This window comes from Bacillus luti (assembly GCF_009739945.1).
Classification (GTDB): domain Bacteria; phylum Bacillota; class Bacilli; order Bacillales; family Bacillaceae_G; genus Bacillus_A; species Bacillus_A luti.
In genome coordinates this window covers 2,838,772-2,865,154 of record NZ_CP040336.1, presented here as the reverse complement: position 1 = coordinate 2,865,154, position 26,383 = coordinate 2,838,772, and the positions used below count along the sequence as shown (strand labels likewise).

27 protein-coding genes, 2 pseudogenes, 1 riboswitch and 2 other annotated features are annotated in these 26,383 nt (G+C 33.1%); of the genes and pseudogenes, 22 read left to right on the top strand and 7 right to left on the bottom strand.

Going from position 1 to position 26,383, the window contains the following annotated elements; genetic code table 11:
- Nucleotides 1-11 precede the first annotated feature (11 nt).
- Nucleotides 12-761, top strand: a complete 750-nt coding sequence (gene sfp, locus EUC40_RS14635; RefSeq protein ID WP_156575805.1) for a 4'-phosphopantetheinyl transferase Sfp — start codon at nt 12-14, stop codon at nt 759-761.
- 35 nt (nt 762-796) lie between these two features.
- Nucleotides 797-1,339 (top strand): cold-shock protein, encoded by a 543-nt coding sequence (locus tag EUC40_RS14630; RefSeq protein WP_156575804.1) that lies wholly within the window; start codon nt 797-799, stop codon nt 1,337-1,339.
- Between the two features lie 37 nt (nt 1,340-1,376).
- Here the strand turns inward: EUC40_RS14630 and EUC40_RS14625 are convergent, their stop codons facing one another.
- Nucleotides 1,377-1,649 (bottom strand): HU family DNA-binding protein, encoded by a 273-nt coding sequence (locus EUC40_RS14625; protein WP_001043908.1) that lies wholly within the window; start codon nt 1,647-1,649, stop codon nt 1,377-1,379.
- 203 nt (nt 1,650-1,852) lie between these two features.
- Here EUC40_RS14625 and EUC40_RS14620 point away from each other — a divergent pair, with 203 nt between their 5' ends.
- Nucleotides 1,853-2,620 (top strand): DUF3891 family protein, encoded by a 768-nt coding sequence (locus EUC40_RS14620; protein ID WP_156575803.1) that lies wholly within the window; start codon nt 1,853-1,855, stop codon nt 2,618-2,620.
- 14 nt (nt 2,621-2,634) lie between these two features.
- Nucleotides 2,635-3,165, top strand: a complete 531-nt coding sequence (locus tag EUC40_RS14615) for a DinB family protein (protein WP_156575802.1) — start codon at nt 2,635-2,637, stop codon at nt 3,163-3,165.
- 47 nt (nt 3,166-3,212) lie between these two features.
- On the opposite strand, the gene EUC40_RS14610 is transcribed toward EUC40_RS14615, so the two are convergent.
- Together EUC40_RS14610 and EUC40_RS14605 are read right to left on the bottom strand one after the other, a co-directional pair.
- The gene (locus EUC40_RS14610; RefSeq protein ID WP_156575801.1) at nt 3,213-4,580 is read right to left on the bottom strand and encodes an alanine/glycine:cation symporter family protein; all 1,368 of its coding nucleotides are present in this window, start codon (nt 4,578-4,580) and stop codon (nt 3,213-3,215) included.
- Nucleotides 4,581-4,688: 108 nt separating this feature from the next.
- A riboswitch (glycine riboswitch) is annotated at nt 4,689-4,809 on the bottom strand.
- Nucleotides 4,810-4,959: 150 nt separating this feature from the next.
- Nucleotides 4,960-5,592: a hypothetical protein gene (locus EUC40_RS14605; protein WP_156575800.1), complete on the bottom strand. Its 633-nt coding sequence runs from the start codon at nt 5,590-5,592 to the stop codon at nt 4,960-4,962.
- A 117-nt stretch (nt 5,593-5,709) separates the two neighbouring features.
- On the opposite strand from EUC40_RS14605, the gene EUC40_RS14600 reads away from it, so the two are divergent.
- From EUC40_RS14600 to thrS, 6 genes are all read left to right on the top strand, one after another.
- Nucleotides 5,710-6,054 carry a hypothetical protein gene (locus EUC40_RS14600; protein WP_071709608.1) on the top strand — a complete coding sequence of 115 codons (345 nt, stop codon included), beginning with the start codon at nt 5,710-5,712 and terminating at the stop codon, nt 6,052-6,054.
- A gap of 145 nt (nt 6,055-6,199) precedes the next feature.
- On the top strand, nt 6,200-7,018 hold the full coding sequence (locus EUC40_RS14595) for a nucleotidyltransferase (protein ID WP_156575799.1): 819 nt from the start codon (nt 6,200-6,202) through the stop codon (nt 7,016-7,018).
- 12 nt (nt 7,019-7,030) lie between these two features.
- Nucleotides 7,031-7,189, top strand: coding sequence for a PhzF family phenazine biosynthesis protein (locus tag EUC40_RS27130; protein ID WP_071709612.1), 159 nt, complete (start codon nt 7,031-7,033; stop codon nt 7,187-7,189).
- A 140-nt stretch (nt 7,190-7,329) separates the two neighbouring features.
- Nucleotides 7,330-7,950 (top strand): YdbC family protein, encoded by a 621-nt coding sequence (locus EUC40_RS14585; RefSeq protein WP_156575798.1) that lies wholly within the window; start codon nt 7,330-7,332, stop codon nt 7,948-7,950.
- A gap of 186 nt (nt 7,951-8,136) precedes the next feature.
- A complete protein-coding gene (locus EUC40_RS14580) occupies nt 8,137-8,844 on the top strand; it encodes a pseudouridine synthase (RefSeq protein WP_071709615.1) in 708 nt (235 codons plus the stop codon).
- A gap of 122 nt (nt 8,845-8,966) precedes the next feature.
- Nucleotides 8,967-9,188, top strand: a binding site (T-box leader).
- 35 nt (nt 9,189-9,223) lie between these two features.
- Nucleotides 9,224-9,446, top strand: a binding site (T-box leader).
- 44 nt (nt 9,447-9,490) lie between these two features.
- Nucleotides 9,491-11,410, top strand: a complete 1,920-nt coding sequence (gene thrS / locus EUC40_RS14575) for a threonine--tRNA ligase (protein WP_156575797.1) — start codon at nt 9,491-9,493, stop codon at nt 11,408-11,410.
- A gap of 267 nt (nt 11,411-11,677) precedes the next feature.
- Here thrS and EUC40_RS14570 read toward each other — a convergent pair whose 3' ends face one another.
- Nucleotides 11,678-12,175, bottom strand: coding sequence for a DAPG hydrolase family protein (locus EUC40_RS14570; RefSeq protein ID WP_156575796.1), 498 nt, complete (start codon nt 12,173-12,175; stop codon nt 11,678-11,680).
- Nucleotides 12,176-12,790: 615 nt separating this feature from the next.
- On the opposite strand from EUC40_RS14570, the gene EUC40_RS14565 reads away from it, so the two are divergent.
- The 6 genes and pseudogenes from EUC40_RS14565 to EUC40_RS27280 form a co-directional block, all read left to right on the top strand.
- Nucleotides 12,791-13,558, top strand: coding sequence for an ABC transporter ATP-binding protein (locus EUC40_RS14565; protein WP_156575795.1), 768 nt, complete (start codon nt 12,791-12,793; stop codon nt 13,556-13,558).
- Between the two features lie 11 nt (nt 13,559-13,569).
- Nucleotides 13,570-15,453, top strand: coding sequence for an FtsX-like permease family protein (locus EUC40_RS14560; protein WP_156575794.1), 1,884 nt, complete (start codon nt 13,570-13,572; stop codon nt 15,451-15,453).
- 221 nt (nt 15,454-15,674) lie between these two features.
- A complete protein-coding gene (locus EUC40_RS14555) occupies nt 15,675-16,541 on the top strand; it encodes an ABC transporter permease subunit (protein WP_156575793.1) in 867 nt (288 codons plus the stop codon).
- Between the two features lies 1 nt (nt 16,542).
- Entirely contained in the window at nt 16,543-17,544 is a 1,002-nt protein-coding gene (locus tag EUC40_RS14550; RefSeq protein ID WP_156575792.1) for an ABC transporter permease, read from the top strand.
- Nucleotides 17,545-17,864: 320 nt separating this feature from the next.
- Entirely contained in the window at nt 17,865-18,185 is a 321-nt protein-coding gene (locus tag EUC40_RS14545; protein ID WP_156575791.1) for a heterocycloanthracin/sonorensin family bacteriocin, read from the top strand.
- A gap of 221 nt (nt 18,186-18,406) precedes the next feature.
- A pseudogene (locus tag EUC40_RS27280) lies at nt 18,407-18,544 on the top strand (peptide ABC transporter permease); the annotation flags it as partial.
- A gap of 44 nt (nt 18,545-18,588) precedes the next feature.
- Here the strand turns inward: EUC40_RS27280 and EUC40_RS14540 are convergent.
- Both EUC40_RS14540 and EUC40_RS14535 read right to left on the bottom strand, forming a co-directional pair.
- Nucleotides 18,589-20,289: a pyruvate oxidase gene (locus tag EUC40_RS14540; protein ID WP_156575790.1), complete on the bottom strand. Its 1,701-nt coding sequence runs from the start codon at nt 20,287-20,289 to the stop codon at nt 18,589-18,591.
- An 82-nt stretch (nt 20,290-20,371) separates the two neighbouring features.
- A complete protein-coding gene (locus EUC40_RS14535; protein ID WP_156575789.1) occupies nt 20,372-21,109 on the bottom strand; it encodes a ZIP family metal transporter in 738 nt (245 codons plus the stop codon).
- A 141-nt stretch (nt 21,110-21,250) separates the two neighbouring features.
- Here EUC40_RS14535 and EUC40_RS14530 point away from each other — a divergent pair.
- The 3 genes and pseudogenes from EUC40_RS14530 (at nt 21,251) to EUC40_RS14520 (ending at nt 23,686) form a co-directional block, all read left to right on the top strand.
- Nucleotides 21,251-22,000 (top strand): annotated as a pseudogene (locus tag EUC40_RS14530) (class I SAM-dependent methyltransferase).
- An 87-nt stretch (nt 22,001-22,087) separates the two neighbouring features.
- Nucleotides 22,088-22,717 carry an immunity protein Imm33 domain-containing protein gene (locus EUC40_RS14525; RefSeq protein WP_156575788.1) on the top strand — a complete coding sequence of 210 codons (630 nt, stop codon included), beginning with the start codon at nt 22,088-22,090 and terminating at the stop codon, nt 22,715-22,717.
- 102 nt (nt 22,718-22,819) lie between these two features.
- Nucleotides 22,820-23,686: an MBL fold metallo-hydrolase gene (locus EUC40_RS14520; RefSeq protein ID WP_098663551.1), complete on the top strand. Its 867-nt coding sequence runs from the start codon at nt 22,820-22,822 to the stop codon at nt 23,684-23,686.
- Nucleotides 23,687-23,760: 74 nt separating this feature from the next.
- On the opposite strand, the gene EUC40_RS14515 is transcribed toward EUC40_RS14520, so the two are convergent.
- Nucleotides 23,761-24,363, bottom strand: coding sequence for a DUF2441 domain-containing protein (locus EUC40_RS14515; protein ID WP_156575787.1), 603 nt, complete (start codon nt 24,361-24,363; stop codon nt 23,761-23,763).
- A gap of 212 nt (nt 24,364-24,575) precedes the next feature.
- Between EUC40_RS14515 and EUC40_RS14510 the strand changes: the two genes are divergently transcribed.
- The 3 genes from EUC40_RS14510 (at nt 24,576) to EUC40_RS14500 (ending at nt 26,379) form a co-directional block, all read left to right on the top strand.
- Nucleotides 24,576-25,061 carry a DUF2798 domain-containing protein gene (locus EUC40_RS14510; RefSeq protein ID WP_098663549.1) on the top strand — a complete coding sequence of 162 codons (486 nt, stop codon included), beginning with the start codon at nt 24,576-24,578 and terminating at the stop codon, nt 25,059-25,061.
- Between the two features lie 180 nt (nt 25,062-25,241).
- Complete coding sequence (locus EUC40_RS14505) at nt 25,242-25,667, top strand: DMT family transporter (RefSeq protein ID WP_156575786.1); 426 nt, start codon at nt 25,242-25,244, stop codon at nt 25,665-25,667.
- A 19-nt stretch (nt 25,668-25,686) separates the two neighbouring features.
- The gene (locus EUC40_RS14500; protein WP_151627580.1) at nt 25,687-26,379 is read left to right on the top strand and encodes a Crp/Fnr family transcriptional regulator; all 693 of its coding nucleotides are present in this window, start codon (nt 25,687-25,689) and stop codon (nt 26,377-26,379) included.
- The last annotated feature ends 4 nt before the right edge of the window (nt 26,380-26,383 follow it).

The following is a 26,383-nucleotide window of genomic DNA, read 5'->3' as shown; positions in this document are numbered from 1 at the left end:
GGAGAGTTTACATGATAGAAAGTAAAGTTGTAGATTCTATACCAACTCTGAATGAGAATGATTGTCAAATATGGTGGGCCAGAATTTCAGATTTACAATCATGGCATTACAATTTACTAAATGATGTTGAGAGAGAGAAAGCAAATTCTTATCATCATTCGGCAGATCGTGCCCGTTTTATAATAGGTTGTGTAATTAGTAGATTAGTTCTTGGTAAAATACTTTCTATGTCGCCAGTTCAAGTACCGATTGACCGAATGTGCCCAGTATGTAAGTTACAACATGGCAGGCCACAATTGCCAGAAGGGATGCCACAACTATCAGTATCACATTCAGGCGATTGGGTTGTCGTTGCATTTACAAAATCTGCACCTGTGGGCGTTGATGTTGAACAAATGAATCCAAATGTAGATGTTAGGAAAATGGCAGAGGGCGTATTAACAGACATTGAAATAGCGCAAGTTATGAAATTACCTAATGAGCAAAAAATAGAAGGTTTTTTAACATATTGGACTCGAAAAGAAGCGGTACTGAAAGCGACAGGTGAAGGATTATTGATTCCACCAGTACATATTACAGTATCAGCTCCAAATGATCCTCCAAAATTGTTGAATTTTAATGATAGGCAAGAGTTAGTTGAAAATACAGTGATAGAAGATGTAAGCCCTTGTTTAGATCATATGGCTTCCGTAGCAATATTCAGTAAAGAAGTGACCGAAATTACACAATTAGACGCAGTATCGCTTTTAAATCTTAAATAAGTTTAATAAAATATTTTATAGAAGAGGTGTTCCTCATGTTAGTAGCCGAAAATAGAACAAATGAATCCACTTATAATGTACAAGCAATTAAAAATATTTTATTTTCTGGAGATACGTCATCTATTCATGCTTTAGAAAAGCTTTTGAATGATACAGTTCAGTTTGATGTTTTCGAACAAGAGATACTTGATAGACAGTACATTCCGAAAGAAGTAAAGAATTTCTTTGATAAAGATGGAACATTTCTTTACCGTGTATCTAATGTTAGTTATAAAGGTAAGGTGTTATCTGAAAATCTAATTTTTGCGGACACTTCGTTTTTACCGGACACAATTAAGAGTGAATTAGAGACTGGAAATATTCCAGTTGAAAAGCTTATTGAAAAGATGGAAGTAAGAAGAAACGTATTATATGAAGGGTATCAGCCTTCTGGAAATATTATTGAGTTGTTTGATGGATGTTCTGTTACGTCGAATGTTTATCTAACTAGAAAATATCAAATTGTAAGTAATTGCAAATGTATATTTTATATTTGTGAAGTATATCATGCGGAAAATATAAAGGAAATGCTTAAATAAACAAAAAACCAGCCGATAAAATGGCTGGTTTTTTTGTTTATTTAACAGCTTCTTTTAATTCTTTACCTGCTTTAAATGCTGGAACTTTACCAGCAGCGATTTGAATTTCTTCGCCAGTTTGTGGATTACGTCCTGTACGGGCAGATCTTTCACGCACTTCAAAAGTTCCAAAGCCAATTAATTGAACTTTATCGCCAGATTGTAATGCATTAGCAATTGTGTCAAATACAGACTGTACAGCTGCAGAAGCATCCTTTTGAGAAATATCAGCTGTTTGTGCCACATTTTTAATTAATTCTGTTTTATTCATGTTTTCACCTCATAAAAAAATTTTGGAATGAATGTTTTAGTATAATGGATAGTAAAGATAAAGCTACTACTATGATTAGAAAGAATGCTATATAGTTATGTTAATTTCGTTGCTAGAGACTGAATCCCTGCTAATAATTGGGGATTTATTAAGAATTGATGTATAGAACAAGCTGTATGATGAAGATGAGGGGGAATATACAGATGATTTTTCGTGAAAAAAATGAGAAAGAGAGTATATTAATTCGTCAACATGATCACGGTTTTTTAGCTGGTGAGATTGCTAGTCATATAAAAGAAAATTTCTTTGAAAATCAAGAATATTTAATGGAAACTATTGATGCAATATATGAACATGATAGAGGATGGATAGGGCTTGATAAAGTACCAATTTTAAATGATGTCAAAAATATCCCGTATACATTTATGGATTGTCCAAGCTCATTGCGCTTCGTTTTTTATACGATTGGTTTGAATGAAATTGAAGAGTCTAATCCATATGGGGCATTACTTTGTAGTAAGCACTTTTTATCATTTCCATTAAACGAGGAAGATGAAGAGATGATGTCTTTTTATAAACATGAATTGGAACGACAAAAAAGAATATTGAAAAAGTTAACAAAAGAACAATTTACGATAATTGATAAACATTATAGATTACTGAAGTTTTGTGATGAGCTTTCTTTATATGTGTGTATGAATAAACCTGGTGTCAAAAAGAAAGATGAAATTGACTTATTTAAATATGGTTTTGAGGGATCAGAAATGTTTAATAGTAAAGAGGAGCAACCTATTCAAGCTGAATGGTTGGATGAAGAAACAATTCGAATTACACCGTTTCCATTTAAAAGAGAATTTTATACGTATGTAAAATATAAAACTATAAATAAACGTTCAATAGAAGAAAAAGGGATTATAAAGGCTGATAGAGAATCGGAAATGAAGAAACGAAAAATTCGTTTTATAGGATAGGGAGGCGATTTAGATTGAAGGATTACATGTTAAAACAGTTTGATTACCATGCTTGGGCTAATACAAAATTATTCAATCGACTAAAGGAATTACCAAACTATGAGACAATTTTTAATGAACAGATACGGAGTGTATTCCCATCAATTAAGGATACTTTTTCGCATATTTATATTACAGATCAAGTGTGGTTACACATATTACATGGTAAAAGTATGAATGAGGCAATACAAGACCGAGAACATTTACGAAAACAAATCGAAACTAAATCGTTACATGAATTAGAAAAAATGTTTGAAAACATGGCAAATCAATATAAAGAATTTTTAAGTATAATACAAGACGTAAATACGGTATTTGTTATCGAGAATCCATATGCAGGGAAATTAGAAACTTCAATTTTAGAATTAGTACAACACGTCGTAAACCATGGTACATATCATAGAGGGAATATAACAGCGATGCTTCGTCAACTTGGTCATTCGTCGACAATGATGGATTTTGTACTTTATTTACATATGGTTCAGAAGGGAAAAGAATTGAAATAGAGAAAAAGGAATGGCTTGTTTTAAATGAGCCATTCCTTTTTAAGTGACTAACTTGCTTGTTTTTTATGATTTTCTTTCAATTTCTCTGCTTGTAAAAAGCGATTTGTTTCAGCGACAACAATACCACTTAATCCGATTAGACCAATTAAGTTTGGAATCGCCATAAGTCCATTTGCAATATCAGCAAATGTCCATACGATGCCTAGTTTTAAATTGGCACCAATAGCGATCATAACAATGAAGATTGCCTTGTAATATCGTACTGCACCTTCTCCAAATAAATACGCTACACATTTCTCACCGTAATACGACCAACCTAAAATAGTAGAGTAGGCGAATAAAATAATTGCGATACCAAGAATCATACTACCAGCAGTGCCGAATACAGATTGGAATGCTAGAGTTGTTGCTTCAACGCCAGTTTTACCTGATTTCCATGCACCTGTAGTTATTAATACAAGCCCTGTAATGGTACATACGATAAATGTATCAAGAAAAGTACCAGTCATAGAAACCAGTGCTTGTTTTGCAGGGGAATCAGTTTTTGCTGCCGCTGCCGCGATAGGAGCACTTCCTAAACCAGCTTCGTTCGCAAATACACCGCGTGCCATCCCGATTTGAATAGCTGATGCAACCGTTGCACCGATAAAACCACCAGCAGCTGCAGTCCCATTAAATGCACCAGAAAAAATAAGTGAAAATGCTTCTGGAATTTGATCGTAATGATAGAAAATAATAATAAGGCCAGCGATGATATAAAAGAAAGCTTTAATAGGAACGATATATCCAGTTACTTTCCCGATTTTTTTTACACCGCCTAAAATAACAATCGCGATTAAAAATGACATTAATATACCAGTTAAAGCAGGGGGGAAAGAGAAATTAATCCGCATTGCCTCTGCAACTGAGTTTGATTGCACCATATTACCAATACCGAAAGAAGCAGTAGTACCAAATATAGCAAATAAAACAGCGAGCCATTTCTTACCTAAACCACGTTCTAAATAATACATTGGTCCACCTGAATATTCGCCATTTTCATTACTAACACGGTATTTCACCGCAAGAATTGCTTCGGCATACTTTGTTGCCATACCGAACAAAGCAGTAATCCACATCCAAAAAATTGCACCAGGACCACCAATTGTAACTGCGGTTGCTACGCCAGCTATATTTCCCATACCAATCGTTGCTGCCATAGCTGTCATGAGTGCTTGGAAATGACTAATATCTCCAGAGGAAGATGTATCTTCTGATTTTTTAAATGCAAGTTTATGAGCGTATAATAATTTACTAAACTGCAAACCTTTTAGACGCACTGTGAGAATGATACCAGTCCCAACGAGTAACAACAAAGTTGGTAATCCCCACACGTATTGATTCATTTGTTCTAATACTTTACTTACTGTCTCCATCGTTATTCTCCTTTTTTTAGAAAAAATAAAAACCACTTCAAGTAAATGAAATGGTCTCTGGAGAAACAAGGAATAGAAAAATAAACCGATACAAATCGGCTTTTTCTTTCGCTTGTCTCTGTCCTTTTACCTGAGAGATTATCCGCTAAAATAGCGGATTTGCTCCTTCGGTGCTCGTTTTCCTCCGCGCTACAAAAAAGCGAGAGGGAGTCTCTCCAGAGATTCGTCCCCATGCAGTTCTACTTGTAACCAAGACCTGAGAGTTTCAAAGTTGATTCAGCAACTTTTTGCCCCGTCGGTAGATCAATAGACCTTCTCCTGAATGGTTCATCCGAATTATAAAATTTATAAAAATATTGATTGTAAATCAATAAAAACATTATAGACAGACAAAATGTGAAATGCAATCTTTTTTTATTTTAAAATAGTAAACAGTTTTATTTTTTGCAAGTCCTAATTTCTCTTCAACTTCAGTTAAAGTAGATAAAGCGATGACAATATGTTGATCTGCAAGCCCTAAAGCATGTTTTGTATTTTCAATTATTGCACTGTTGGGAGTAGAGTTAGTGGTTCCGTCTATAATTAAATCCGCCGCGTTTTTCATAAATTTAGAAGCAGTCTTAAATTCAGTTGTGAAATAAACTAGTTGTTCTTGTATTTGTACTTCCGATATATTTTCTTTAATTTTCATAGTGTCTATTTCGTTCATAATTTTTTCATATTGTTTGGAAATAGTACTCATTGTAACTAATAGTTTATCTCTGTTTACAGAATCTCCGTTCGTGTTAATTTCTTCCCAAGCAGGTAACCAATCTTTTTCGATGATATCATTATAATTATTAGTTAATTCATTAATTTTAGGTTGCAATTTAGTTTTGAATGTTTTTGTATCAACCGTTTCTACAGTGACTTTTTCGTTATTATTTTTATCTTTAATTGTGTAGAAAACTGTACTGGTAATGATAAAAATAGAAATAACAATTGTCCATTTATTTAAAAGCCATTTCTTCAATGTGTAACGCCTCCAAAGTTAAAAATTCTATAATTACAATATACAACAGTAATGTTATTAAAGGTAGGTAATTTAGGATATAATTAACTGTATACTTAAATAATCGAATTTAGTAAAATGATGAAAGTACTATGCGAGAAGAAAGGATTTTTATTGAAAATGAATAGAAGAAAACTAGTTTCAAATATTTCAATTGCTGTGTTATTAGTTAGTTTAATTGCATTCATATTTATGAATAAAGAATCTAAAATTAAAGATTTTCCAGTGCCAATGTCAGCAATTCATATTAATGATGATAATGAAGAGGATTATAAATATATAAGTGTAATGCCTATTAAGAAGGTAATTGGATGGGAGGACTTAGGCGAAAACGGGCATACTGTTAGTTTTAAAAAAGGGGAAAGGAAGGTAACGATATTACATTATCCGGGAGAAATTACATATTATATATTTGAAAAATAATTGATAATGAAAGAGATAGGAAGTGAATAATATTGTAGGATTGTTTACTTCCTATCTTTTTTGAATTTTAATTCTGAATTATTTGAATTATAATTACTATGTGTATAGAATAAAATAATATTTAGTATGGAGATGAGATGATAATTTGCCAGGTATAAAAAAGATAGGTCGTTTTTGTCCTACTGATGATGAAGGGTATATTATAAATGATGCACATATTGAAAAAGTTCAACCTATATTTATGGTGGTAATACAAGAAATAAAAAATACCTGTTGTGAATTGTTACAGGATGATTTACACAGTGTTTATATAAGAGGCTCAATTCCAAGGGGGATTGGAATTGAAGGAATCGCAGATATAGATGCAATTATAATAGTACGAAAGGATCCTAAATTAATAGACTTAAGCTGGCGAAAGAAACTAGAAGTTCAAAGTTTGCAAAAGTTTAATTGTATAGCAGGAGTGGAATTGAGTTTTTACAGTGAAAAAGAAGTGATAAATTCCAAGAGTTTTTCTTTTATAAGCTTCATGATACAGACACATGGAGTATGTATATTTGGTGAAGATGTAACATTGTCTTTACCTAAATATAAAGTTAGTCAGGAGTTAGCCTATGAACACCTTATTCAATTGCGGAAACAAATTGAACAAGCACGCAAAGAATTAATTCATAATAAAGGCGTGGATGATATTGCGGATTGTTGCCGTTGGATAATGAAGATCATAATTAGAGCAGGTCTAGCATTAACTATTGATAGAGAAGGGCTGTATTCAAGAGATTTATACCCAGCGTATACACTATTCAGTAAGCATTTTCCCGAACAAGAAGAAAATATGAGAAAGGCATTACAATATGTAATTGAACCAATAAATGATATAAATGAAATTTTATTATTTTTAAATACGTTTGGTGAATGGCTGATAGAAAGAGCGGATGCTTTTTTGAATACTATAGATAACTAGAAGAATATAATCATGTTATGTAAACAAACAAATGATCTAAATGTTCGTGATTTTGCAGACTATTATGGGATCCCGGAAGATGTGACAACAGGAAGTTCAAATGGATGTTTAGCAGCGTATCTTTTAAAGTATCGTAATTTTTGGAACAGAAAAGATAAATCTGTGTGTTGAACAAGGATACGAGATGAAAAGGCCTTCTTTAATACATATAAGAGCTGAACAAATAGAGAGTAAAAATAATATTCGTTTAGGGGAAAAAGTAGAAAGTATTGCAGATGGGAAATGGAATGTAAGATAAGGGGGAATTAAAAATGTTACTAAAAACAATCTACTGTAAGGTAGCAGAAGAGAAAAAGGAATTGTTTTCAAGAGCACAAGAAAAATGGCGTGATATACAGCACCTAGATGGTTTTCATGGACAATTTGGTGGATGGAATGAAGATGAGGCATGTGTATTTACTTTATGGGAAGATAGAAGTAAATATCAATCATTTATGAATGGTGTTCACGATACAATTTATTTAAATAGTAAACAAGAGGATACGTTCCTTTCATGTGAAATTGAATTGTTTCAAACGTTGTATGATATAACTAATACGCCTTTGAAAGATGTTGTTACAGAAGGATCATTCGTAAGAGTTGCTATATGTGATATAAAGTTAGGAAAGGAAAAGTACTTTTTACATAAACAAGAAACAATTTGGAATAAAGGAATGGAAAAAGCAAAAGGGATGTTATGTGGAGTAGTTGGGAAGTCTTTAAAAACTGAAAATCGTTACATCGTGTTAACTTATTGGAAAGATGAAATGGCACATCAAAATTATGTAGAAGAGATTTTCCCAGAGTTGTATAAACTAGCTAATATTCATGAGGATTTAGAATATATAAGAGGAAAACAAGCTGTATGTAAGGAAGAATGGCTTGTATATTAAGTGTACAAAACGTGCATAAATGAATGTATAATAAAGATATTTTCTTATAAACGAGTAATTAATAGAAGACGTCATATACCCTTTCATGTTAATATATTTAAGTTATAATAGAAGGCTTACCCTTTTGTATTGTACGGTAGTAGCAGTGTGAGCTTGAAATATTGTTTAGAAAAGGATGTGCCTAATTTGCGTATCAATAAATTTATTAGTGAAGCTGGAAAAGCGTCTCGACGTGGAGCAGATAAATTAATTAATGAGAGAAGAGTAATTATTAACGGTAAGGTTGCAAAAATTGGTGACCAAGTAAATCCAGGTGATGATGTACGTGTAAATGGAGAGCAACTTCGAATTGCTCGAGATCACGTATATATTGCTTTAAATAAACCAGTAGGTATTACATGTACAAGTGAAAAATCAGTAAAAGGTAATATTATCGATTTAGTGAATCATCCTTTACGAATTAGTCATATTGGACGTCTCGATAAAGACTCAGATGGCTTAATTTTGTTAACGAATGATGGCGATATCGTTAATGAAATTTTACGTGCGGAAAACAAACATGAGAAAGAATATATCGTTTCAGTAGATAAGCCGATTACACCAGAGTTTTTAGAGAAAATGGCAGCTGGTGTAAAAATTTTAGATACAAAAACGCTTCCATGTGAGATCACACAGTTATCAAAATATGAGTTCAAAATTATTTTGACACAAGGGCTAAATCGCCAAATTCGCCGTATGTGTGAAGCTTTAGGTTATCAAGTATACACGTTAAAACGTACGAGAATTATGAATATCGAATTGAATAATTTACCAATTGGACAGTGGAGAGATTTAACGAAGAAAGAGAAAAGACGTCTATTTTCAGACTTAAATTACGAACCACAAGATTGGTAAAATTGTGAAGTGAAACCAAAAATCTATTTTTGGTTTCTTTTTTTATTAAATAAAATTTTTTTTTAACACTTGCAAAAATAAAATGAATAAGATATAGTAAATAACAATTAATGGATGTACTTATAAAAGCAAAGAAAAGGACACGAGTTATTTTATCCGGTTATACAGAGAAGGAAGGAAAGCTGAGAACTTCCTAACGCAGAAAAATAACTTACCACCTTAGAGCTGCACTGGGGAAATTAAGTATCTAGTGCCGTGTAAGCGACGTTATCGCAAAAGAAGCCATTACATTTTGTGATGGGAATCTGGGTGGAACCACGGATATAAGCATATTCGTCCCTATTTTAGGGATGAATATGCTTTTTTGCATTCAATTTCATAATAAGCGAAGAAAAGGACACGAGTTATTTTATCCGGTTATACAGAGAAGGAAGGAAAGCTGAGAACTTCCTAACACAGAAAAATAACTTACCACCTTAGAGCTGCACTGGGGAAACGAAGTATCTAGTGCCGTGTAAACGACGTTACCGTAAAAGAAGCCATTGTATATTTACGGTGGGAATCTGGGTGGAACCACGGGTATAAGCACGCTCGTCCCTATTTTAGGGATGAGTGTGCTTTTTATTATGAAATGGAGAGATGAAAAATGAAAGAACAGATGATTGAAATTAAATTTCCGGATGGTAGTGTTAAAGAGTTTGTAAAAGGAATTACTTTAGAAGAAATTGCTGGATCCATTAGCAGTAGTTTAAAAAAGAAAGCAGTCGCAGGGAAAGTAAATGATCAGCTTTTTGATTTACGAAGAAACGTTGAGGAAAATGCAAAAGTTGAAATCATTACTATAGATTCAAATGACGGTGTAGAAATTGCAAGACACTCTGCTGCACATATTTTAGCGCAAGCTGTAAAAAGATTGTATGGTGATATAAATCTTGGAGTAGGGCCTGTTATTGAAAATGGATTTTATTATGATATGGATCTTCCAAGTAGTGTAAACATTGAAGATTTACCAAAAATCGAAAAGGAAATGAAAAAGATTATAAGTGAAAATATAAATATAGAGCGAGTTGAGGTTTCTCGAGAAGAAGCAGAAAAATTATTTCAAGAAATGAACGATCAATTGAAATTAGAACTTTTAGAAGCAATTCCTAATGAGGAAAGTGTAACACTTTATAAACAAGGTGAATTTGTAGATTTATGTAGAGGACCACATTTACCATCTACTGGTTATTTGAAAGCATTTCAATTAACTCACGTTTCTGGTGCATATTGGCGAGGAGATAGTAACAATCAAGTGCTTCAGCGTATATATGGTGTTGCTTTTGCTTCTCAAAAAGAGTTAGAAGAGTATTTGCACTTTGTTGAAGAAGCAGCAAAGAGAAATCATCGTAAGTTAGGTAGTGAACTGGAGTTATTTATGTTTTCTGAAGAGGCACCGGGAATGCCGTTTTATTTACCGAAAGGACAAATTATTCGTAACGAATTAGAAGCATTTTTAAGAGGAATTCAAAAAAAGTACAATTATCAAGAAGTACGCACTCCGTTTATGATGAACCAAGAATTATGGGAGAAGTCAGGGCACTGGGGACATTATAAAGATAATATGTATTTCTCAGAAGTGGATAATAAAAGTTTTGCATTAAAACCGATGAACTGTCCAGGACATATGCTTATGTTTAAAAATAAATTGCATTCTTATCGTGAATTACCGATCCGTATGTGTGAGTTCGGTCAAGTGCATCGACATGAATTTAGTGGTGCGTTAAACGGATTATTAAGAGTACGTACTTTCTGCCAAGATGATGCTCATTTATTTGTAACACCAGAACAAATTGAAGATGAAATTAAATCCGTAATGGCACAAATTGATTACGTATATAAAACTTTTGGATTCGAATATGAAGTAGAGCTGTCTACTCGTCCAGAAGATTCAATGGGTGACGATAAATTATGGGAGCAAGCAGAAGTGGCGTTAGCAAATGTATTACATTCATTGAATTATAAATATAGACTAAATGAAGGTGACGGTGCATTTTACGGACCAAAAATTGATTTCCATATTAAAGATGCTTTAAATAGAAGTCATCAGTGCGGAACAATTCAGCTTGATTTCCAAATGCCAGAGAAATTTGATTTGAATTATATAGATGAGAAAAATGAAAAGAAAAGACCAGTTGTTATCCATCGAGCAGTTTTAGGATCTTTAGATCGATTTTTAGCAATATTAATTGAACATTTTGGAGGTGCGTTCCCAGTATGGGTAGCACCAGTTCAAGTGAAAGTAATTCCAGTTTCGAATGTAGTACATGAACAATATGCAAATGAGGTTGTAAATAAATTAGCGCAAGCTGGTATTCGTGTTGAGCAGGATATACGAGAGGAAAAATTAGGATATAAAATAAGAGAAGCACAAATGCAAAAAGTACCGTATGTTCTTGTTATTGGAGATAAAGAAATGGAAAGTAAAGCTGTAAATGTACGTAAATATGGGGAAGAAAAGTCAGAAGTTGTTTCGCTAAATATATTTGTGGCAAATATGGAAGAGGAAATAAAGAATAGAAAATAATAATTGATTAGAAATTACACCATTTTAATAAAGTGAACCCGAATAGTGGTAAATGAAAAAACACCTCCTGAATTGGCATACCAAGTATGTAAATTCAACGGAGGTGTTTTTCATTTGAAGATGAGCGTAAATTGCTCAGAATAAGCAAGGTGGCGAGTGATTGATTTTATATTGACAGGCCCCAGTATGTTAGATGTATCTAACACATTGGAGGCCAATTTGATTTCTATTTAGTCATTTATTAAATGGAAAGCTGGTTAAATTGTCTTACAGATTTTCTGCAAACAATTCTGGTAAAAATATACTGAACTGACTCATTTCTTCTACATTGTGTTTATATAAACCACTTAGATTAATAAATGGGGGTAATCCTTTTGGAAAAATGAATGTAGAAGTCATTACTGTACCGTTTTCGTATTTTTCGTATTGATGTATTACTTGTGAAATTACATCGTCGTCATCATCTAAACATGAACCCATTAAAACATGACTGTAATGGGTGTTTATAGGACAATTTTTAGGGTCTTCCCATCTAATTCTTAGTGGGAATTCAAGTCCATCCCCTGCAGATTCAATTGAAGCTGATATGGCTCCTACATGTCCATGTACTTTAGGGTCAACTAACCATTTAAAATCAACATGTTCTTCTGGGTGCCATAGTTTATATCGTTCAGAGTTATCAATATTATCCCACCACCAGTCAATCATTTCTGGTGTTACGTTTTTCAAATCATGTTCAACTACTAGTGATACTTGGTTTTTCATTTTTGTTCCTCCTATTTTTTAACCAACACAGTGTTGGTTATTTATATTAAGTATTATAGTAGCTGTATCTTCTAGGTTCAATAAACAGAAATAGCGGATCTGTTGTATTCTGAACACCTTATATAAATATGTCTAAAAAAATTTAGAAAGGAAAAATTTACACATCAATGTACTGATATACGTATAGCTCGTCCTAAAGAAGCAATACGTGATGCACGAACTAAATTAATACATGAGAAAGGGATTGATTCCATTACATTTAAGGATATTAAATCTAAAGCCAACATTAATCGAGGGACATTTACTCCGAATTAAAAATGTTTCTCAAATTGAATTGGAGCAGATGGTTTAGGTGTTTGATAGGTGTCACGTTTTGGGTTTCACTTCATATTAAAGGGGTGTATTTTTTCTACCTTACAAAATTGTAAGGTAAATGTAAGCGAAATCGAGGGAACGAGTTGTAGAAAAATGAGAATATGAAGTAGGCAAAAGGTTCATGGTCCCCGTGTAATTATTTTTGTTTGAAAAATTAAAAAAATATTAAGGATTTACATGAGAAAAAGATAAGAAATATATGAGAAATTTATACTATACAAAAGGGATGGAGTGAAAGAGATGTCAACAAATGTAGTGACTGTAGAAAGTGTAGAAAAAACGTATGGGAAAAGAAATGAAAATCAATCGAAAGCGTTAAGGGGTGTTTCATTAAGTATTAAAGCGGGAGAATTCGTCGGGATTATGGGTCCTTCTGGATCTGGAAAAACGACATTACTTAATGTGATTAGTACACTTGATCAAGCGACAGGTGGCAGTGTGACAATTGCGGGCACAAATATTACTTCTATGAAGGGGAATGCATTATCAGATTTTCGATCTCAAAAATTAGGATTCATTTTTCAAGATTTTAACTTACTAGAAAACTTATCAATTTATGAAAACATTGCTTTACCACTTTCTTTGCAAGGTGTACCGTCAAGTGAGATTACAGGAAAGGTAAATGAAGTGGCAAAGAAATTAGGGATTACCGAAATTTTAACGAAATATCCGACTGCTGTTTCTGGTGGACAAAAGCAAAGAACAGCGGCAGCACGAGCTTTAGTACATAATCCGGCAATCGTATTAGCAGATGAACCGACAGGAGCGCTTGATAGTAAAAATGCAAAAAGCTTATTAGAAGCGATGCAAGATTTACATGAAAATCACAATGTAAGTATTTTGATGGTTACACACGATGCATTTAGTGCGAGTTATTGTGAGCGTATTTTATTTATTCAAGATGGTCTTCTATATAAAGAATTAAAGCGTCAAGGAACGCGAGAAAATTTCTATCAAGACATTTTAGGTGTGCTTGCTCATATGGGCTCAGCTGCTGAGTCTAAGTAGGGGGCGAGACAATGTTATTCAAATTATCACGTCATAGTATGAAAAAAATGTTAAAAGATTATATGGTTTTACTTATTGGTCTCGTTATTAGTATTAGTATTTTTTACATGTTCCAAACGATGGCGATGAATAGTGAATTTACGAAAGATAATAGTCTGATTAGTAGTATTAGACTCGTATTCTGGGTAGGTGCCATATTACTATCGTTTATTACCGTATTTTATATTATATATGCTAATTCATTTTTACTTACATTAAGAAGAAAAGAACTCGGCATGTACATGATGCTTGGAGCGAAAAAGAAAAAAGTAGCACAGCTATTATTTATTGAAACATTTGGTATGGGTATTGTTAGTATTATTATCGGTATTTTAGTAGGAATGTTACTAGCAAGTGTAGCAGGAAACTTTTTAATGAATGGCATGGAAATTTCAGCAAAAGGTAGTTATTCATCTGTATATACACCAGCAATTATAGTTACAGCTATATTCTTCTTAATACTATTTTTTATTACTGGTTTAATGAATAGCATCCGTTTATTACGTAAAACAGAACTAGAGTTAATTCGTGAAGATGAAACATTAGATGAAGTGAAGAAAAGTAAAACTCGCATTATCATCATGACGGTGCTTGGTGTATTACTAGTAAGTACAGGATACTACTTTATGGTGAATATAAAATTATTTGCGGAAGTCGGTTTTATAATAGCGACAATCGTTACAACACTTGGAACGTATTTTATTTTCAGTTCATTGCTCCCATTTTTTGTGATGAAAATTAAAGGAAATAAAAAACGAAATGAAACGGGTTTAAATAGTTTTACATATGCACAGCTACGTTTTCGAGTAAATAGTTTATCGAGAGTATTAGGCACTGTAGCGATGCTAATTGCATTAGGTGCAGGTGCAATGACAGCGGGTATGGCATTTCAAAAAAATGTAGGTATTATGACAGACTTCTCACGTGTATATGATGTTGTCATTCATGATCCAAATGAACAAGATCAAGCAGCATTAAAAGAAATGGAAATTGTTGAAGAAAGCAAGTATAAGTATAAAGTAGATGGAGAAGCGGTTTATTACTTACGTAACGATTTAACTGCAAAACCGCCACTAGTTTCCGATCATTTTGATACAAAAACTTTAAAAGAGCCTGCACGTAAACGTGTGGCTGAACCTTTAACTGAACCGGTCTATTCTGCTTTGGAAGCTCCCGAAGCAGCGAAAAAGTTTCCTCCTATGCCAAAAGATTGGGAAGATGCAGTTGTAAGAGAAATACAAATTACGCATAATCAATTTAACGGAAAACCTGTAAGAATTGCTGATGAGGAGCATTATAAGGGAGTTCAAGGAACAGAACATAGTGTAACGTTAGTAAAAGTAGACGACATGAAAAAATATAAACCATTGTTGCTCGACATAGATAAGAGACAAAAAGAATTAATTGAAAAAACAACAGGTGCAAAAGTAGAACTATATACGAAAATGACAATTTATCAGTTCATGAACAGTTTCATGAGCGGAACAATGTTTATGGGATTTTTCCTCGGAATTGCCTTTTTAGCAATGATGGCAAGTTCCCTTATGTTCAAAATATTAACAGGTGCTTCTCGCGACGTACGTCGTTATGAAATGTTACGAAAAATCGGTGTGAGACGCAGTATGTTAACGAAAAGTATATATAAAGAAATTTCATATTTATTTATCTTCCCAGCGATTATTGGCATTTCCCACGTGTTAGTAGGGCTTAACTTATTCAGCTTTATATTAGTTGACCCATTTGTGAAAGTATGGGTGCCGATAGGGATCTTCTTAGTCATTTACTTTATGTATTACTGGATAACGGTTCAACTTTATAAAGGTATGGTAATGCCGAAGGAAGAGGTAGCGAAATAGTTTAAGAAAAGAGTCCTTGTTTTGAAAACAAGGACTCTTTTCTAGTATGTAATGAATTAAGAAGGAAAATGTTGGATAATGGTCGAAAAATATAATACAGCTCCGAGAAATGACAGGAATCGCAACGTTTTGTCGAGAGAGCGGTGATTTCATTACAAGGTATAGGCACAATACACGGGATTTATTTCTGAATATTCATTTAAATAAAAGGGGTAATTGTTATGTTTATTCGAATTGGTAAGTGGTGTGGGGTTACATGTTTACAATTGTTTGCCGCATTTATTTGTATTCTTTTTTTAGGGGCACTTCCGCGTTTATTTAAGGGATTGCAAATTGATTTAATCGGTTTTTGGAATACAGTTGTGTTTCTTGGAGAGAAGTTACTTCAACCGGGTGAAATTACTTATGGATTTCGGAATTCAAGAAAGTTATTTCCACAAATATGGATTCATTATGTAGAGACAATGTTTGTGTTTCTTTCCGCATTTATACTATCTTTACTCATTGCGTATCTTATCGTTGTGTGGGTATTACAACGTTCTCGATCAAAGCAACGAATATGGAATGGAGTTTTTGTAGCGCTTGAAAGTATTCCAGATATTTTATTAATTTTACTATCTCAGCTTCTAGTAGTAATTATCTTTCAAAAAACAGGACTTATGCCGGTGAAACATGCAGGATTAGGTGAAGAAAAAGTACGTATGTTACCAATAATATGCCTTGCTATACCTACAACATTATTATTTATTAAGCTACTATTATTACGTTTTAGGGAAGAATTAGAGAAAGATTATAGTATATTTGCAAAGAGCAAAGGACTAAGTTTAAGACATATTTTGATGCACCATATTTCAAGGAATGTCTTGTTAACAACAGTCTATTATGCAAAAACAAATATTTTATTTATGTTATCAAATTTATATATTATTGAATGGCTATTTAATACGTACGGCATGTTTGTTTTTGTAAAAGAAAATTCTAAATTAGAAATATTTACAGTGAGTTTAGTTATATTATACGTACCGCTTTTTATACTATTTCGTATATTACATACGTTGCTGCAAAATGTTATAAAGGAGCGTGTGTAACATGTGGCAAGTTGTAAAAAGAGATGTTAGATTTTGGCTAGGTGTTACTTTTTTGAGTGTATTAATGATTGTTAGTATTGGAAATACGGTGTTTTTTGATGGGAATATTCGTGAACTAACGATGATGTATAACGAAAAGGGACAATTAGAGGCTGCTCCGTTTTCACCATCTAGTAAATTTTGGTTTGGAACTGATGTGAAAGGACGCGATCTTTTTCAATTAATAATAGAAGGGGCAAAATGGACCGTAGGAGCGAGTATCGTTATCGCCGTTTTACGTGTAGTAATTGGCGGAGCTATCGGTTTATTACTTGGTATGTACAGTAAACGCTCATTTCCAGTTATCTCATCTTTTTTTGATCCGTTTAGTATCGTACCGATGATTATGATTTCCTATTTTATATTAAAGGAAGTTTTAATGTTCGACAGTGGGGAGGCAGCTGCTCCGTTTCATTTGCGAGTTGCGTTTCAAATTTTAGTTCTTACATGTCTTGCAGTACCGACAGTTATGTTGTACGTAGCGCAAGAAGTGAAGCGTATTAAGAAAGAAGAATTTATGTTGGCGGCAACAGTGCTTGGAGGAAGTAAATGGCAGAGACTGAAGCGCCATGTATGGCCACATATGTTACCATCTTTTCTTTTATTAGTAGCTCAACAATTTGTAAGTGTGCTATTACTTCTTATGCATCTTGGTTTACTTAAGTTGTTTTTCGGAGGAACGATATTGTTTGGATTAGATCCAGATAGTGTAACAAAAGAATGGACAGGCTTAATTGGCCAAAATTTCCGTCACTTAACTACACACACATGGATTGTACTAATACCAATCGCTTTCTATAGTATGACAATATTGTCGGGAAATCTGATTAGTAATAGTATGCAAGATGCGATAAAACTAGGAAACGTAAGAATGCCAAAGAAGAAAGATAAAGAAGTGAAAATAGAGAAACCATCGCAGCCTACCGTGAACGATTTTTCATTTCATAGAGAGGTATCAAAATAGAGAAAGGTAGCTGAAAATAATAAGTTTTCAGCTACCTTTCTCTTATATTTTAAAGGGGAGGTAAAACTGCAAATCCTTGTTTATCCGGAAATGCAATTTTCCCAGCAAGTGTACCAGGAAAATTATAATTTCCATTTATAAAAATGAATCCATAGTAAAAAAACTAAAAATAGGTATATGAACAAGGTGCATCATCTAGTGATAGGTCATATTTTGTTGGTGTACGTATTGAACTTAGTTTATAGCGCTATTTTTACTTAGATTTAACAAACAGAAATATAGGAAAGCATCGATGGGGTCGTAGTTAACAAACGGAGGTTATGAAAATGAATAATTTTCAACAAGAACTACAAGCGTTAAGCCTGAATGATTACCATTCTGGAAATATTGTGTATTGGGACCAGCAAAATCAATATCCATATTACTATATAGAAGATGCTGCTCGTCGCTGTGGCGGTTGTGGTCGTTGTGGCGGTTGTGGTGGTCGTTGTGGTGGTGGTGGATTTCGTTGTGGTGGATTCCGTTGTTTTGGTTGCTTCGGTTGCTTTAATTGTGGCGGCTGTGGCGGTTGTGGTGGTTGCTCTAATTGTTTTAATGGTTTTACTGATACTACTGGTACTATTGTAACATATGAATATTGATAAGAGACAAAATGAATCCATTTTGAAAAAGATTGATTAAAACGGATTCATACTTTTTAAAGTATTATACAATTTTTGTAAAAAAGCGCTAACAAGTTTGCAAACGAACTTGCTAACACGTATACGAAATAGATATAAAATATCGCTGATATGTCACTTGAAAAAACAGACTTAATTAAGTAGGTAATATTAATGTAAATACTCAAAAAATCATTCGTGATGTTAGTAATAGTATGCAAGATGCAGTTAAGCTAGGAAATGTGAAAAGGCCGAAGAGGGAAAATAAAGAAGTGAAAGTAGAAAAGAAAATACAGTCTAATGTGAATAATTTTTCTTTTTATAGAGAGGTACAAAAATAAAGAAAGATAGCTGAAGACAAATTGTTTTCAGCTATCTTTTTCGTTTAAAGGGGAGGTAAATCAATTTTACCTTCTTCAAATAATTCTTTTATCATATGTTTCGTATAACCAGCTGCTTGACCAAATGTGATTTTTGCTGGCATCGGTGCTTCATTTACATCTACAACTACATCAATAATACACGGTCTGTTTTGTTTTACTGCACTTTCGAAAGCAGGAAGTAGTTCATCTAAATTTTCAACACGGTATCCAATACCCCCACAAGCTTCCGCGTATTTTGCAAAATCAGGATTTGTTAAGTCTGTACCGAATTCGATATTCCCCATAACCTCTTGTTCGAATTTAATCATTGCAATCTTATTATTGTTTAATACGACGACAACGATTGGTAGCTTATATTTAACAGCTGTTACAAAATCATTCATTGTCATTCCAAAACCACCGTCACCACAAACTGCAAATACTTGTTTATCTGGGAACGCAATTTTTCCAGCAAGGGCACCAGGTAAACCGCAGCCAAGTGTTGCAAGCCAGCTAGAAATAATAAATTGTTGGTTTGTCATACGGAAGTGCCTTGCTGTCCATACTGTTACATTTCCGACATCGACTGATAGAATTGCATCATCTTCTGCTACTTTCTGCAAGGCATGCATAACTCGCTGTGGTTTAATTGGAGTGGAAGAGTCTTCTTCTTGATTGTGTAATTTTTCTTCCCACTTTTTCATCATTTCCTGGTGGTGTTCTAAGAAAGTATGATCTTCATGTTTTTCAACATTTGCAATTAACCATTTTAATGTTTTATCAGCGTCACCAGCTAAACCGATATCTGTCACATAACGTTTTCCGATTTGTGCAGGGTCCGTATCGATATGAATTGTTTTTGCTTTTTCAGGTAAGAAACCAGTAAACGGATAAGAAGTACCAACCATAATTAAAGTATCCGCATGCTTCATTGCTTCATAAGAAGGTTTCGTCCCAATTAACCCTAACCCACCGATGCAAAGAGGGTGTTCATCAGGAATAATTCCTTTAGCTGGTAAGGTAAGTACGATTGGAGCACCAATATGTTCTGCAAATGCAAGTAAAGATTCTCTCGCATGTTTTGCACCTTTTCCAGCTAAAATAACAGGCTTTATCGCTTCATTTATCGCGAGTTTCGCGGCAGCTAAATCTTCTTTTTGCGGAAATAGCTCAGGGAGTGTAAAAGAAGTGTTTGTAACACGAGCACCATTTTTCACTTCGAATTTCGGAACATCATCTGGAATCGTAAGAACCGATACACCTTTTTTCGTATATGCCATTCGAATTGCTTGATTCACGACAGCAGGTAACTGTTCTGCAGACATAATGCGCTGGTTATAAACCGCAACATCATCAAACATTCTTTCTAAGTTTACTTCTTGGAAAAAATCGGTTCCGAGTAAATCAGATTCCACTTGTCCTGAAATTGCTAACACAGGGGCTTTATCGAGTTTCGCATCATATAAACCATTGAGTAAATGGATTGCACCTGGTCCTGCAATAGCCATACATACGCCTAGTTTTCCTGTTAATTTCGCATAGGCAGCCGCTGCTAATGCGCCAGCTTCTTCATGGCGAACTTGAATGAATTTAATTTTATCTTGTTTTTTTCTTAAAGCTTCAATAATAGAATTGATGGAATCTCCAGGCATTCCGTATATGTGTTCTACTCCCCAGTCAATTAATAGATCAACTAATGCTTCACCGGCTGTTTTTCCAAACATAATTGTTCCTCCTTATAAATAGGTAGATAACATTATGATTTGGAGAAAAAGGAAAAATATACAAATGATAATTTAATTCACCTTAGTGATGACCAGTGAATAGAGTAAATACTGAAATTAATAAAAATCCACTAGTTGCCCACGTTAGAAATGAAAGGATAGAGAGCTGTTTCTTTGCCTTCCAAAGCATTTCATGAATTGTGACATAGCCAAGAGAACCGATAGCACTTCCCATAATAAGTCCTTGCAGGTGAAGAGCTTTTCCTTCCATCAAAATTCCAAAAATAGTACCTGTACCGAGAATAAGAGAAAGTAATAAAGTTGTTAATAAGAATGAAATATATTTATGCTTTGTAAAGAGAAAGGGGATAATTAAAGCTAATCCTTCTGGAATATGGTGAATAACGATTGCCATTAAAAAGGGAATGGCAGAGTCAGCATGATTAATAAAAGCTGTACCTAACGCAAAGCCACTTGGCATATTGTGAATGAATATAGCGAAAGAAAGAAAAAGGAAAGTTTGCCATGCTTGTTGATTTTTTTTATGTATTATTGGATGATGACAATAGTTATCTAATAAGCTCATAACTAAAATACCGATAGCTATACCAAGTATAGGCCCAATTATTTCATAGCTTGAAAATGTTTCAGGAATAATTTCAAGCGATAATAACCCAAGTAAAATTCCGCCACATAATGCGTATAAACGATGCATTTTTTCTTCAATTAGCTGGCGTGTTGCCACTCCAACTGCCCCCCCTAATAGTAATCCACCGAACGAAAAAAACGTAACAATCATTGGAATCCATAATCGTTCCATCGTATCACACTCCGATTCTATACCCTTGTTTTTAGCTTACGAGAAGGAAAGTCAGATTAGTCCAAATTATTATGATTAATTATAGAGAAAAAACTGTAAATTCATTATAATTTATATATTGAAATGAAATGGAGAATATAAATGCAAACAAAATGGAGTTTATCTGAATACGAAAATCCAAAACGATATGATATTGAAAATAAAAGTTTGTCAGATTTTCCGTTCTTACTATCATGGGCACAAAAACTAAATATACAAAATGAATGGATTCTAGATATTGCTTGTGGAACAGGAAGAATTACAATTCCATTTATAGAAAACGGATATCAAATGATCGGTGTAGATATACATGAAGGAATGCTTGCTGAAGCGAAGAGAAAAACTACGGATTGTAAGAAGGTAAAATGGTTACAACAAGACTGCTTACAATTGAACATTGAAGATACCATTTCGCTAGCATTTATGGTAGGGCATGGATTCCAGCATTTCAAAATCAATTATTAACATCTATTCATCATGTGGTAGCTGAGAATGGTATATTCATATTTCATACACGTTTCCCTTCAAAAGAAGAATTAATACAACCATCTACAGAAGAATATTGGACAACAGTTAATGATGAAAAGGGTAGGAAATGTGATTTATATACTGAGATGACATACGATTCAATTCAGCAAATACAGCACTACATAACAACAAGAAAGTTTTATGAGGGTGATACGCTAGTAGAAGAACTAAAAACAACGATTGATTTTCGTTATACGTACCCGCAAGAATTAGAAAGATTGTTAGAATTGAACGGGTTCGAGTTGCTACATATATAATGATTGGGAAGGGAATGAGTTAGGAGAGGATTGTTATTCAATGGTGGTTGTTTGTCGGAAGAAATAATAGTATAAAAAACCTCTAAGGATTAAATTGGTGTCTTACATAATTAATATTTTAAATAAATGATATTATTTTTAAGAGGGTGAAAAAATGTCCTGGTATTTAGATAACGTTTATGAGTTAAATAAAGAATCTCCATATACATTTTATGTTCCCGGTGCAGAAGTTTTAGAGAAATTAAAGGCCGGAGATTTGGTAAAGTTAATTTTTGTAACTAAAAATGAAGAAGAAGATGGGTTTCATGGTGAAAGAATGTGGGTTGAAATCACTGAAAGAAATGATAAGAAGTTTGTAGGGAAACTGAGCAATAATCCGTATCGTTTAGATTTAAAAGTAGGTGATGAAATTTCATTTGGAATTGAAAATATAGGTGATACGGAATATAATGATCCAGCTTCAAAAGATTGGGATTTTTATTTTGACACGAAGGTAATTGTTAGTAATGATGTACTTGACAAAAGAGAATTTAACTTCATGCTTAAAGAGGATCCAAGAGAAGAGGGTGACTCTGGTTGGTCAATATTAAGTGGCTATGAAAGTGATGACTATGTAAATAATCCTAAAAACTTTCAAATTATTTCAATTGGCGTCATATTGAATATGGATGATTCTATTTTAGAATTTATTGGGGAACCGCCTTTATGTGCGTATGAAAGAAATGATAGAGGTAGATTTTATAAGATTAAAGACTATGATTGGGATACTTATTTAAATGGATAGTAGAAGTTACTACGTTTTAAAGAAAGCAATATATATTATTTCATGCTATGCGCTGGTACAGATAATAATTGAAGAGAGTAGTAGTAAATGGAGGGATTAGTTATGCAGCAAATTAAAAAAATAGGAAACTCATTTTGGTATATGACACCTGTTTCCGAAACAGATAGACCTATATTAGGAATGGTCGTTGGAAAAGAAAAAACTTTAATGATTGATGCAGGGAATTCAGAAGCACATGCACAATTATTTTTAGAAATGCTAAAAGAACAGAATGTATCAAGTCCTGACTTTGTAGCATTAACGCATTGGCACTGGGATCATATTTTTGGGTTGCCTGTATTGCAAGATGCATTAACTATTGCGCATACTGAAACAAAAAAGGAGATGCAGACACTAATATCTTATGAATGGACAGATGATGCGCTGGACGCACGTGTAAAAGAAGGTACTGAAATTGAATTTTGTGCGGATTGTATCAAAAAAGAGTTTAGTGAACAAACGAGAAACATTAAAATTATTCCTCCAACTGTAACGTTCCAAAATCAAATTGAATTAGACCTTGGTGAAGTGACATGTGTGTTAAAACATGTTGGCGGAGATCATGCACATGATTCAGTTGTTATGTATATTAAAGAAGAAAAGATTTTGTTTTTAGGAGACTGTATATATGCAGATATTTTTTCTTCGAAGTGGAATTATACGACGAAACGAACGTTTAAATTAATAGATGAATTAGAGAAGTTTGATGCTGAGACATATATTCTTTCTCATGGAACAGCTATAAATCGGGATGAGTTTTTACAAGAAATGCATTTACTGAAAACAGTAGGAACTTATACAGAAATACATAAAGGCGATGAAGAGAAAATCAAGGAAGCGTATATACGCGACATAGATAGAGAATTAAATGAAGATGAACTAGAAACAATAACGTTTTTTGTAAATGGCTATGAAATGAACAATCTGTAAAATACAAATCTAATCAAATAGCATTAAATTACACAAAAAGAGTATTGAGAGTAAGTGCAATACTCTTTTTGAAATTAAAATTGAAGTGATGAAAAATCATCAATAATTTCCATCACTTCAATTTTTCCATTAATCAATAGCTCAGGAAGTTCATTTTCAACGTTTCCTTTCCAATATTCTTTAGCTTGTTCAATTTTTTGAGAGAAAGGAATACCATCTTCTTTTGGTAAAAGATTACCGTCACCTTCAAAAGAATTTCCGGTCACTCGTAGTTTAACAATCTGCAAAACTTCTCGATTATAGGAATCAAATAATGCTTTCCATTTCAAAGCATCTTCATAGTTTTTAGCAGCATATAAGCAAGACAATCTTGATGGGTATTCAGGATATTCTTGTAGCCTAACCATTTCTACAATTGTTTCCCTAACTGCTCTAATTGTTTGATCCATATAACTCATAACTACTTTCGCATTTTCATTTTTTATATGTAATCCGCCATTTACATAATGATTTTTTAAAATTTGCATCGAATCTTCACTGTTAGAATTTAATTGTTCTCTTTCAAAAAAGAAGCGATATAGGGTATTCGTTTGATTTTTGTCAAAATGAATGATTTGTCCAATACTCATTTTTTTCCTTGTAACGATGTGATATGCGTAAAATTCTGCTTTATGCATGGTTATCCTCCTAGTAGTTATATATTTCAATGTTAAATTTAATAATTCAACATTGAAATATATAAAACCTCTATAAATAAAAGTGAGAGTTCGAGTTGAGAGGAAAGAAAATATATGAAAACGTTTTAAATTTGTTCACAAAATGTTCACTTACGAAGAGGTTTCCAATATCGATATAATGACAAAGACTCAAAGAGAAGGGATGATGAAAATTGCCAACAACAAGAAAGGAAAACCTCCAATTTGGCATGATGATGTGCCTAGGGATGGTTATCGTAATGACGTTTTACAATGTATTGATGAATGGAGCAGGAGGACCAATTCATATTAAGGAGATCGTATTAGAACTACTCATTGGATTTATAATTGCACTATTAATTGAAATATGTATCGTTGGACCTTGTGCGAAAAAAATTGTATTCGCGTTACCGTTTGATAAATCGAAGAAAATAAATATTATTGTTGCGATGGCGACAGCAATGGTAATCGGAATGGTGTTCTTTATGTCATTTTTCGGTATGGCTATGATGTATTTACATAATGGGCTACATGGCGACTCATTTATTTCTATTTACTTTTCAATTTTTATTAAAAACTTTATGATGGCGTATCCACTACAATTAATTATTATGGGACCGTTAGTACGTTTCTTATTTACAAGGTTTGTTATGAAGAAAAAATCTATTACTATAGCGTAATTTTCATTTATAAAATATTATATATAAATAAAATAATTAAAGCACACCTCAAATATTCTGAGGTGTGCTTTTTCTTGTTCATTCCTAGTTATTTTCAAACTGATGTGACATTTGTCCTTTTGCCTTTATAAGGTTATAGCTTTTAATTAAGTCAGAAATAAAAGATGAGGAGATGATTTTTTGAAAGGTATTATATTTGCTATTTTTGCTGGTTTATTTATAACACTTCAAGGAACCTTTAATGCGAAACTTAGTTCACATATCGGCATATGGTCAACGAGTATTATAACTCATTTAATTGGGTTTCTTATTGCAACTGCTGTATTTTTGGTAAAGAAAGAAGAGAAAGTAACGGATTTAAAGGGTGTGAAAAAAGTATATTTAGCAGCCGGTGCATTTGGTGGTTTGATTATTTGTGCAGAAACTATGGCGATATATTCAATGGGAGTTACATTAACGGCTGGAACACTTATGGTTGCACAATTATTAACAGCAACTGTTATTGAAATGAAAGGACTGTTTCATATAAAAAAGATACAAATGGAGAGATATCACATTGTGGGAACAATAGTAATGATTATAGGTATCGCTGTATTTAATATGTAAATGAAAGGAGGAAATGAAAGTGGAGAATAAATCAGAATTAATTATGCATTATTTGAAAACTTATAAAATACTTGAGGTTTTTTCGGAAATAGACACAGATTATTTTCAAGTAAATCATTTTAAAAAAGGTACACTTATTTGTGATAAAGATGAGGAAATTCATCGTTTATATTTTGTTGTTAAAGGTAAAGTAAAAGTTTACACGATTACACCAGAAGGAAAGAAACTCATCCTTCGCTTTATTAATCCATTGGCGGTTGTTGGCGATATTGAATTAATACAAAAAAGTAAGACACATAATGTCGTTGAAGCTTGTTCAGATGTTATAGCTATCTCCATTTCTAATACGGTAATTAGAAACAAGTTAATACAGGATCCTATATTTATGAACTTCCTACTTGAAAACATTGCGAACACATTAAAGATATCGACTCGTTTTACAGCTCTTAATTTACTTTATCCAGTAGAAGTACGTGTAGCTAGTTATTTACTTTCCATTTCTACTGATAGTAATGGAAATATGTATAAAGAGGATTTGGATGCAACTTCGGTATCAAGTATCGCAGATTTTATAGGAGTAAGCTATAGACACGTAATTCGTGTGTTACAAAAATTTTATAATGAAAAATTAATTGAAAAGAGTAATGGAGTTATTGTAATTAAAGAAATTTCTAGAATGAAGGAAGTCGCGAAAGATAATATATATGAGTAATAAA

Excerpts from the sequence above, each read along its gene's own strand:
- EUC40_RS14565 (WP_156575795.1), top strand. The coding sequence starts at position 12,791 with ATGTCAACAAATGTAGTGACTGTAGAAAGTGTAGAAAAAACGTATGGG.
- sfp (WP_156575805.1), top strand. The coding sequence starts at position 12 with ATGATAGAAAGTAAAGTTGTAGATTCTATACCAACTCTGAATGAGAAT.
- EUC40_RS14630 (WP_156575804.1), top strand. The coding sequence starts at position 797 with ATGTTAGTAGCCGAAAATAGAACAAATGAATCCACTTATAATGTACAA.
- EUC40_RS14610 (WP_156575801.1), bottom strand. The coding sequence starts at position 4,580 with ATGGAGACAGTAAGTAAAGTATTAGAACAAATGAATCAATACGTGTGG.
- thrS (WP_156575797.1), top strand. The coding sequence starts at position 9,491 with ATGAAAGAACAGATGATTGAAATTAAATTTCCGGATGGTAGTGTTAAA.
- EUC40_RS14535 (WP_156575789.1), bottom strand. The coding sequence starts at position 21,109 with ATGGAACGATTATGGATTCCAATGATTGTTACGTTTTTTTCGTTCGGT.
- EUC40_RS14525 (WP_156575788.1), top strand. The coding sequence starts at position 22,088 with ATGTCCTGGTATTTAGATAACGTTTATGAGTTAAATAAAGAATCTCCA.
- EUC40_RS14520 (WP_098663551.1), top strand. The coding sequence starts at position 22,820 with ATGCAGCAAATTAAAAAAATAGGAAACTCATTTTGGTATATGACACCT.
- EUC40_RS14545 (WP_156575791.1), top strand. The coding sequence starts at position 17,865 with ATGAAAATGAATAATTTTCAACAAGAACTACAAGCGTTAAGCCTGAAT.
- EUC40_RS14585 (WP_156575798.1), top strand. The coding sequence starts at position 7,330 with ATGTTACTAAAAACAATCTACTGTAAGGTAGCAGAAGAGAAAAAGGAA.
- EUC40_RS14560 (WP_156575794.1), top strand. The coding sequence starts at position 13,570 with ATGTTATTCAAATTATCACGTCATAGTATGAAAAAAATGTTAAAAGAT.
- EUC40_RS14625 (WP_001043908.1), bottom strand. The coding sequence starts at position 1,649 with ATGAATAAAACAGAATTAATTAAAAATGTGGCACAAACAGCTGATATT.
- EUC40_RS14620 (WP_156575803.1), top strand. The coding sequence starts at position 1,853 with ATGATTTTTCGTGAAAAAAATGAGAAAGAGAGTATATTAATTCGTCAA.
- EUC40_RS14600 (WP_071709608.1), top strand. The coding sequence starts at position 5,710 with ATGATGAAAGTACTATGCGAGAAGAAAGGATTTTTATTGAAAATGAAT.
- EUC40_RS27130 (WP_071709612.1), top strand. The coding sequence starts at position 7,031 with ATGTTATGTAAACAAACAAATGATCTAAATGTTCGTGATTTTGCAGAC.
- EUC40_RS14540 (WP_156575790.1), bottom strand. The coding sequence starts at position 20,289 with ATGTTTGGAAAAACAGCCGGTGAAGCATTAGTTGATCTATTAATTGAC.
- EUC40_RS14555 (WP_156575793.1), top strand. The coding sequence starts at position 15,675 with ATGTTTATTCGAATTGGTAAGTGGTGTGGGGTTACATGTTTACAATTG.
- EUC40_RS14515 (WP_156575787.1), bottom strand. The coding sequence starts at position 24,363 with ATGCATAAAGCAGAATTTTACGCATATCACATCGTTACAAGGAAAAAA.
- EUC40_RS14570 (WP_156575796.1), bottom strand. The coding sequence starts at position 12,175 with ATGAAAAACCAAGTATCACTAGTAGTTGAACATGATTTGAAAAACGTA.
- EUC40_RS14550 (WP_156575792.1), top strand. The coding sequence starts at position 16,543 with ATGTGGCAAGTTGTAAAAAGAGATGTTAGATTTTGGCTAGGTGTTACT.